Raw genomic sequence first — 8,688 nt, forward strand, 5'->3', positions numbered from 1 at the left:
AATTTGATTCAGATTGTTGTACAACTTCTTTAGAATTTTTAAGAGAGCTAAATATAGATTAAGCATTGAAAATAAAGGGGTCATAGATGGTCAGGAAAATCCTTAGCGTTGTTATTCCGCGTTTTCCTGACGGGACCCCATGCCCGTCAACCTAAGAATTACAAACAATTTTTAAATAACTGCTAACGTTTAAGTTAATATTTAACTTAAATGTTAGCAGAAAAAATCATATTTTTTTGTATGCTAAAAAATATAGAAAATAATCTCCTAAATTTTTGTAAGTATTTTTGATAATTATATTTTTATGATGCTATTTTTTCAATTTTAAGTAAGTCTAACTTTATTATTTTTAAAATATCTATTGGAATTTTTTTATTATTCTTACTTGATTTTAAACAAAATCGTTTAAAATTAAGAAATACTTTCTTAAAAAACTGTAAGAGATGAGTTTCAGTTTTAAATATTACTGAAGCTAATTTTGGTAAATATTGAAAAATAGAGCCAAATGATTTAATTTCACTAATTTCCTGATTTATCTCCTCTAAAATAATATTTTTAGCTGTAAAAACTATTGATGATGAAAGTAATAGAGCTATTAATCGCCCATAAAGAAAACATTTAAATCTTTCAATCTTTACTTTTTTTACTTCATTTATTTTAAAAATTGATTTCCAAATTTTAAACATTATCTCTATTTGCCATCTTAAAGTATACAATTCATGAATTTGAGTACTATCAAGAATTTTATCACTAACATTAGATATGTAAGCATTTACACTATTAAAATCCATCCGTCCTTGCTTAAATACCTGACATTTCTTTCTAATATTTTCTTTATGTGCAATCTCTCTTTTATTTTTATTCTCTTCTGTTAGCTTCGTTACAATTAAACGACTTCTAAATTCTTTTTTAGAACCAACATAAACATCTTTTAATTCAATAGTTTCTCCTTCTATCAAGGGTTTTGAAAGCTCCAAAATATCTAATTTTATATATCTGCTTGATTTTTTTATTCCACCAGTTTTATATCTTTCAGGTTTTTTATTTTTTATATACAAAGCTGTATTACTTTTAACTTTAGAGATAAATGAAGCTCCACTTTTTTGTAATTTTTTTAGATAATCAATTTTAAGATATCCTAAGTCTGCTAGTTTTAAATCATTTTTTTTATTTTCCTTTTCCATAGACTCTAAATATGTAGCATCTGCTTTTGTTCCAGGAAAAATATCCATTTTCATGAATGATCCAGTTAATAGTTCATATTGAAGTTGTATTTTTATCGCAGCGGACGAACCAGAACCACCAGCTCCAGGAAACTTATCTGCATATTCTTTAGGTAAAGCAAATCCAGTAGAATCATTAATGATAACTCTTTCAAAATGTAAATTTAAAGTACTCTCCAAGTCTTTTAAAATGTTATTTTGAGTATACATAATTTTATTGAAAATGGTCATCATGAAATCTACTGAAAATTTATTAAATCGTTTATCTATAGCTTGTTTAGAAACTTGTTTATCAAATATTGCATCGTATCTAGAAGCTAATTGAGATAGTGGAGTTTTACAAAGATCTTCTCCATGTAGGGTGTTAAAAATTAAAAAATCTTCAGGTTTTATACTGCTTTTTCGCTGCATAAATTTTGATTCTTTAGCAATTTTATTTATTTCATCAATATTGAATACATTTTTTAATCCTTTTATTAAGTATTTAAATTTGTTATCTACCAATTTGAGTCCCGTCCTTTGTTGTTATATTAGCTTAATTATATCATACAAGGAACTAAACTTCTTTTCTTAGGTTGACGGGCATGGACGGGACCCCTTGTAGCAAAAGTAATGCTTACATATAGAAAACCTATAATCAATATATAAGAAAAATCTCGTATATAGTAAAATAATATCTCGTTTAGATTTTGAAAATTTTAAATTATTAACAAATCATAGTATGATCAATGGATTAAATCTCGTATTCAGTCTCAAGTACGAGATTTTGTTTGAAAAATAAAAAGTGATTAAAACGGCTTAGTTTTTTAACCTACTTTGATTCAACCTTGTTTTAATCACTTTGAATTTGCACTAAATTATTTAAAAGTAAAAATAAAAATTAGTTCGAGTAATTATCTTTCTTTCATATACATATATTTTTCATTGTCTAAAAATTTTTTACCTTCTTTTTCTTCAATTTTGTCTATTAATTTACTACATAAAAATAATCGCTCTATTCTTTCTTCAGTCATATTAGTATTTGTTCTTATATCCAATATTTTTTCATTTAATATTTTATAAAAATCTATTACTCCAAATTTTTTAAATTTTTCTTTATTTTCTTCATAAGCTTCAAAAACTTCCCTTTTTAATAGATCAATATTTTCACAAATATATTCGTTTGTATAAACTATTGGACGTTTGACTAACCTATGATTTATTTGTAATATAAGACTCGCTTCTTTCAACAAAACTTTATTCTTAATATTTTTATCAAATTTTATCATTTCATTTTGTAACAATAGTATATTTTCTCCAAATATGTTTCTCATTATCATTTCAAGTTTATTTATATTTTTATTAGGTTTTAATGGATTTTTAACAAAAAATAAAAGATGTTTTTCTAATGACCAGGGATACGAAGTTGATTCCAAGTTATTAATATGATGATTTATTGTATTTGTAAAAATTATTCCATCTACATTTTGAAATTCTCTTTTATTTGTAGGATCTATTATAATATCCCAATAGTAGTTAATCCATTCTGTAAAATTATGTTTAGAGTACAAAGAAACAACTAAAATATTAACTTCATTATCTCTAGATTTTAAATGTGTTTCTTTTAAAAGGTATAATAAATCAGAATATTTATTTTTAGCTCCACCTACTTCATTATATGATAGAACTTTCTTATAACCACTTTTTGATAATAATTTTTTTATTCCATTTATAGGATCTTTTGTTTTTTCTTCCGCTATTTGAGGACTTTCAAATCCAATAGCTTGAGTATATAACACTCCTTTTTCCTTTAAAGAAATTTTGGGACATTTTACTTCAAAATTGATTTTAAAATTATCTATTTCTACTCCACAGTCCATATTTTTATTTCCAAAACTTGCTTTAGGTTCATATACAAACTTATCAAAATTTTTTTTAAAGAAACAATTAACAGTACTTTCTACTGCATGCTGTAAATATTGATTTTCTTCAAATTGACTATTTCCATCTTGAAGACCCCTTAATAAAGCTGTTTGTTGTTTATTTGATAATCCCTCCAATAATATTTCTAAAGTTTTAATTCCTTCAGATTTATATTCTGGATTTTTATTAAAGTAATGATCTGGATGAATAAACTCCATTTTCTCTTCTCCCTTCATAATATTTTTACTTTTCTTTTGTACTTAATAGAAATTTCTTTAAATATATTTCGTTTTTTTATCTATAGATTCTCCAATTAGTTTTAATTTTTTAAAATCATTTTGTTTTAAATCAAAAATTATATTATAGAAATTTTTAGGAACTTTTAGTATATAAAAATCTTGAAAATATTTACTTTCTAAAGTAGAATAAAAGGTTTTCAACTCTTCTATTTCCTTTTTATAAATTAAATTTTTTAAACTTCTACTATGGTATATTATTTTCCATATTTCTTTTTCTAAATTATCTAAATTATTTTTTGTCGTTATATAATAATCAAATTTTAAATCTAATTGTTTTATATGTTGTATATTAAGAGAAACTTCGATATAATTTTCTACTTTTAAAGTCATTTCTAAATCATATATCTCTAAATTTTTTCTTAAAGAAAGAAATCTATGTGAAAAATCACCATTATGTAAAGCTAAAATATTATTCCAAGCATATTTATATATATAATATTTCTCTGGTTTTTTTTCAAGTTCTTTTTGAATTTCTACATGTAATGATTTTAATTCTTCTTTATTTTTTAAAATAAAATAGTTTTTTAATTTAACACTTCCTATTTCTTTAGCTGAATCATTTATTCTTGAATTACTAATATGAGTTAAATCTAAAATATCAACTTCTTTTCCAAGTAATTTTTTTTTATAAAAAATTTTAGGTTCTATTATTTCTAATATTGAAATATCATCTTCTAAATAAGGGGTATTCCAACTCTGCCTTTCTTTTAATATTTTGAAAATATCTTCATTTAATAATTTTCCAGAAAATTTATTTAAAATCTTTATCTTAAAGTTATTTTTTATTAACAGTCTTAGTTTTTCTAGCATTTTTTACTCCCTACTCAACAATTTTTGAGAACTTTGGATCACTTATTCCTACTAAAGTATATCCTTCATCTAAATACCCTTGAACCATTTCTAATGTCTTTTCTAGGTTCATATAATTTTCTTCTATTATAGTTCCTATTACAAATCCTGCTAATATATCACAAGCTAAATATCTATTATTATTTAATTTTAAAAAGTATAGTTTTGAATATGTTTTCTTTTTAGCCTTTTCGCCAGTTATTTCAAAAACATATTGTTCCTTCATTCCTAGTAATTTGTCTCTTATTTCTTCTTTTGTCATTTTGAATCTCCCTTCTATTTATTATCTTATACTTTAAGTATATAGCAATTTCATAGCTTTGACAATATAAAAAGGCTACAATACATAGCCTTTTCAATCATTTTTATATATTTTGTAATCCATAAACTCTTTTTTGTAAATTTTCAAAACTCATATCTGTAACATTATGAATTTTATAAGTAATAGATCCACTTTCTATAAAAAGAATTATTCCTTTTTTGTAAAATCTATTTGAACTCTTGCATAAAGCAATTACTTCTTCTGATTTTATTTCTAACATTATTTCCTCCAGTATTTTAATTAATAAAGAGAACCTAAAAAGATTCTCTTTATCAAAGTAAAACAATCTACAACAAGTATATTTTACACTTTAGAATATGAATCTACAATAAATTTATTGTAGATTTTTATAATTATAGGTATAATTAACTTGTATCTAAATAAATATTTTCTACATGTTTTTCATGTAGAGCCAATCCTCTAAAATTCTATTTTCGTTAACATTTAATAAATTTTGAGAGGTGATTAAAATTTTTATTGTAGATTTTAGGTTTATATTATATGATATATGTACCTTGAATTAAGAGTAGTACACTCTTTTATTCGTTTCAATTAATTTAACACAAAAATTCGTAGTATATGGCTACGAATTTTTTGTTTAACTCTTATATAATTTAATAAAAGGAGATAGGTTATGCAAAAATATAAATATAAAAGCTACGCTTATTTGAATAAGCGAAAAAATGTTTTAAGAATAAATATACTCTTAGAAAATAATGAATTTGATTTTTTATTATTTAATATAACTATTAAAAGTCTGGATGATATTATCATTGAATATGTATTTCATAATAACACTACAGAAATATTTGAATATAGTGAGTATATTGAGTTAATTAACTCTCACAGCAAAAATATTTATAAAAAATATTTCAAATTGATATAATTTTCTATTGTAGATTTCAATTTTTTAATATATTATTATACTTACGAAACGTTACCAGTTTCTTTAGAGTTTCCTAATACCTTAGGATTAGGAAGCTCTAATATAAAATTAAGATGTTTTTTATCTTATAGTTTCTTTGTACCAAGAAAACTTTATACTATTAAAAAATGAGACTTTTTAAGGTCTCATTTTTACTTTATATATTATTTTGCTACTTTTTCAGCTAAACTTTTTCCTGCTCTAAACTTAACTACTTTCTTTTCAGGTACTTGCATTTGCTCTCCTGTTTGTGGATTTCTACAAGTTCTTGCTGATTGAGTAGTTACTTCAAACTTTCCAAATCCTATTACTGATAACTCTTCACCTTTTACTAAAACTTCCTCTAATGTTGAAAAAAAACCATTTACTAATGTTTCTGATTCCTTTTTTGAAGATAATTTCATTTTCTCCTGGTATAATGCTATAAATTCTTGTTTTGTCATTTTATTATCCCTCCTACGTTTATTTTTTACTATTATACTTCACTATACTACCTTTTTACAAATCTTTTTTCTAACTCTATACAATATCTTGCAAATATTATATTATACATTTCTTTTGTTGCATGTTTTGCATGGACTGTTTTCTCTGCTTTATTAAAAATTACTGTATCTTCTCCACTCCAGCTTACATCATATCCCTCAATTAATAAATTTAATATTTGATTTGCTGACTTCAGTCTATTAAATTCTCTAATAATTTCCTCTTCTTCTCTATTTAAACGAATTAACTCTTCTCTAAGTTTTTGTCCTCTTTCTCTTGCTTTTTTATTTTCACACTCTCTGCATACATATCTAAATTTAGTTGGATAATTTTTATAAGACGTATACTCGCTCAAAGGCTTTTCTACTCCACATATTTTACATATTCTCATAGCCATCCTCCTTTTATCCAATATTTTAATATAATTTATATAAATCTACAAGCTATTGATTTTATTGAATTTTTCTGTTATTATCTTAATAACCTTTCTAAATTTATATTTAATAATATAAAAATCTCTCTAATTTTTTTAGAGAGATTTTTTATTGTAGATTCTTTTTTTTTAATATATGATAGGATATCAACAGAAGTATTTCTTTCATATTTCTGTTCCCCCCCACCTAGAGTTAGTTAAACATGCCCCCATGATTTTAACTAACTCTTTTTTTATTCTTTCCACTCTTCTTTTAATCTATTTAACCAATTACTACTACACTTTTCTTCAACTAATATTTCTACTACCTTGTGTAGAAAATCTAAATTATCTTCTAAATATTTTAATGCTAACATATCCTCTTTAGATAAAGTTTCTCTTTGAATTTCTATTTTTTTCTTTATATAATTAGTTCTAGTTTTTTTTCCTGTTCTTAATCTTCTTTTTATTATCAAAAAGATTAACCTATAATATTTCTCAACATCTTCCTCTTTAGTTATTTCCAATGCTGATTTAACATTAAAATATACGATTCTTAATGCTTTTTCTAAAACTAAATTGTTATAGTCCATATGTCAGCACCTCCAGTTGTCTAAAGATTTTTTATTTCCTCTAAAGATAATCCTGTTTTTTCTGATATTATTTCATCTGATAATATTCCTTTTAAAGATTTTGCGATTTCTAACTTCGCTTTTCTTTCTCCCTCTGTTAATCCTCTTTTTAATCCTTTTTCTTCTGCTGATAATAGAGCATTTTGTCTATCGTTTCTTGCATTTTCACGCATACGATAATTCTCTGCTTCTTTTGGATCTCTACTTATTCTTGCAAGTTCCTCTTTAGCCTCTTGTAATTCTTCAACTTTTCTCTCTAAAGATATTACTTTTTCATTATTTGGATCTTCTAAGAATCCTACCCAAATACTTAATAAGTCTGATTCATCTATGTTTTTCATTTTAGGTATTTCTATAAAATGAAGTTCTAAAGTATCTGTTAATATATTTTTATTTTCTACATTTTGTATTAAATATTTATTATGGAATTTCTCTTCATCTAATAAAATAAAATCTAATACATTGATACATATTGTTCTTGGTAAATTTGTATAAGCACCTTTTCCTGTATATTCACTAATATATGCTTTACCCCAATAATATAAACTTCTCTTTACCATATTACGTTCATCTGCTCTTTGCATTTCAATATTAATTAATTCACCAGTACTTGTTTTAGCCAGTATATCTAACCTAGAAAAACTATCTTCTATATACTCCTTAGTCATTTCTGTGTTTTTTAGCTTAACCTCTACAATGGGTTCTTTAGGCTTTATACAAGCATTTAAAAAAGATATTAATATTCTCGGATGCTTTTCAGAGCCAAAAATATTTTTAAAAACATAATCAACTTTTGGATCAAATAATTGAGTACACATACTACATCACCTTCCTATAATCTTTATTTCTATTATACCTCTATATTCAAATAATATCAATATATTACTCCCACACTTGTACCATTTTCTTATTTAGAAAATGGCATATTCCTTGACTTAACATTAATGCTAATGTACTACCTATTACTAGAACTCCCATTGCCAGATAAACATCTGCTGGAGTTTTCCCTGGTAATAAAAATGTTCCCAAAAATCCAACGCTTATTAACCCTCTAATTGCTCTAACCATCTTATCTATTAGATAAAATGTTAATATAGTAAAAATTGTAAATAACATAAATAGTAATAACCATTTCATAATCTTGTATATATACACTAAAATATTTTTCATTCTAATCACTCCTCTAATTTTTATTTTTAAAGTCCACAACTTCCAAAATCATTAAAATATTCTTGAACTTCATCTTCTTCAATAAGCTCTCCTAATCTATCACAAGCTCTTAAAAAAGCTTCAGTCATTTCATGTCCATTTAGGTTTCCGTATTTCTTGAATTTCATCAAATCCTCTTTTACATTCCATTTCACAACTCGAGTATTTACTTTTTCAAAATACTTACTAACTAAATCTATAACAGCTTTTGTAACTTTTTTTCATTTACATAATTTGGATCTATAATTTTATTTCTCATTTTCTACCCCTTTTCAAACTTTATTTTTGTTTCTAAAATACTTTCAATCCATTTTTTAGTTGTCCTAATTCCACTTCCAAATTGTTTTCCATCTATAAATTGCTTTAGATAAAAACCTCCAGATAATTTTGTTACTTCCCAACTTTTAATATTGTTATATTTATCCTGTACTA

At 24.2% G+C, this 8,688-nt stretch carries 12 protein-coding genes; 1 reads left to right on the top strand and 11 read right to left on the bottom strand.

Annotation, left to right across the window (positions count from 1 at the left end):
- Positions 1-302: 302 nt before the first annotated feature.
- From ACRC8M_RS08970 to ACRC8M_RS08990, 5 genes are all read right to left on the bottom strand, one after another.
- Entirely contained in the window at positions 303-1,727 is a 1,425-nt protein-coding gene (locus tag ACRC8M_RS08970) for an IS4 family transposase (RefSeq protein ID WP_320314624.1), read from the bottom strand.
- 389 nt (positions 1,728-2,116) lie between these two features.
- On the bottom strand, positions 2,117-3,343 hold the full coding sequence (locus ACRC8M_RS08975) for a hypothetical protein (protein ID WP_438528831.1): 1,227 nt from the start codon (positions 3,341-3,343) through the stop codon (positions 2,117-2,119).
- A 57-nt stretch (positions 3,344-3,400) separates the two neighbouring features.
- Positions 3,401-4,234, bottom strand: coding sequence for a hypothetical protein (locus ACRC8M_RS08980; RefSeq protein WP_438528832.1), 834 nt, complete (start codon positions 4,232-4,234; stop codon positions 3,401-3,403).
- Between the two features lie 10 nt (positions 4,235-4,244).
- Entirely contained in the window at positions 4,245-4,535 is a 291-nt protein-coding gene (locus ACRC8M_RS08985; protein WP_438528833.1) for a hypothetical protein, read from the bottom strand.
- 103 nt (positions 4,536-4,638) lie between these two features.
- Positions 4,639-4,815, bottom strand: a complete 177-nt coding sequence (locus tag ACRC8M_RS08990) for a hypothetical protein (protein ID WP_438509042.1) — start codon at positions 4,813-4,815, stop codon at positions 4,639-4,641.
- A 414-nt stretch (positions 4,816-5,229) separates the two neighbouring features.
- Here ACRC8M_RS08990 and ACRC8M_RS08995 point away from each other — a divergent pair, with 414 nt between their 5' ends.
- Positions 5,230-5,481, top strand: a complete 252-nt coding sequence (locus tag ACRC8M_RS08995; RefSeq protein WP_438528834.1) for a hypothetical protein — start codon at positions 5,230-5,232, stop codon at positions 5,479-5,481.
- 203 nt (positions 5,482-5,684) lie between these two features.
- On the opposite strand, the gene ACRC8M_RS09000 is transcribed toward ACRC8M_RS08995, so the two are convergent.
- From ACRC8M_RS09000 to ACRC8M_RS09025, 6 genes are all read right to left on the bottom strand, one after another.
- Positions 5,685-5,963: an HU family DNA-binding protein gene (locus tag ACRC8M_RS09000; protein ID WP_438528835.1), complete on the bottom strand. Its 279-nt coding sequence runs from the start codon at positions 5,961-5,963 to the stop codon at positions 5,685-5,687.
- Between the two features lie 47 nt (positions 5,964-6,010).
- Complete coding sequence (locus ACRC8M_RS09005) at positions 6,011-6,394, bottom strand: hypothetical protein (protein ID WP_438528836.1); 384 nt, start codon at positions 6,392-6,394, stop codon at positions 6,011-6,013.
- A 275-nt stretch (positions 6,395-6,669) separates the two neighbouring features.
- On the bottom strand, positions 6,670-7,008 hold the full coding sequence (locus tag ACRC8M_RS09010) for a hypothetical protein (protein WP_438528837.1): 339 nt from the start codon (positions 7,006-7,008) through the stop codon (positions 6,670-6,672).
- A 20-nt stretch (positions 7,009-7,028) separates the two neighbouring features.
- Positions 7,029-7,865: an Rpn family recombination-promoting nuclease/putative transposase gene (locus ACRC8M_RS09015; RefSeq protein ID WP_438528838.1), complete on the bottom strand. Its 837-nt coding sequence runs from the start codon at positions 7,863-7,865 to the stop codon at positions 7,029-7,031.
- 64 nt (positions 7,866-7,929) lie between these two features.
- Complete coding sequence (locus ACRC8M_RS09020) at positions 7,930-8,217, bottom strand: hypothetical protein (RefSeq protein WP_438528839.1); 288 nt, start codon at positions 8,215-8,217, stop codon at positions 7,930-7,932.
- A 26-nt stretch (positions 8,218-8,243) separates the two neighbouring features.
- Positions 8,244-8,384, bottom strand: coding sequence for a hypothetical protein (locus tag ACRC8M_RS09025; protein WP_438528840.1), 141 nt, complete (start codon positions 8,382-8,384; stop codon positions 8,244-8,246).
- Positions 8,385-8,688 lie beyond the last annotated feature (304 nt).

This window comes from Cetobacterium sp. (assembly GCF_051653945.1).
Classification (GTDB): Bacteria; Fusobacteriota; Fusobacteriia; order Fusobacteriales; family Fusobacteriaceae; genus Cetobacterium_A.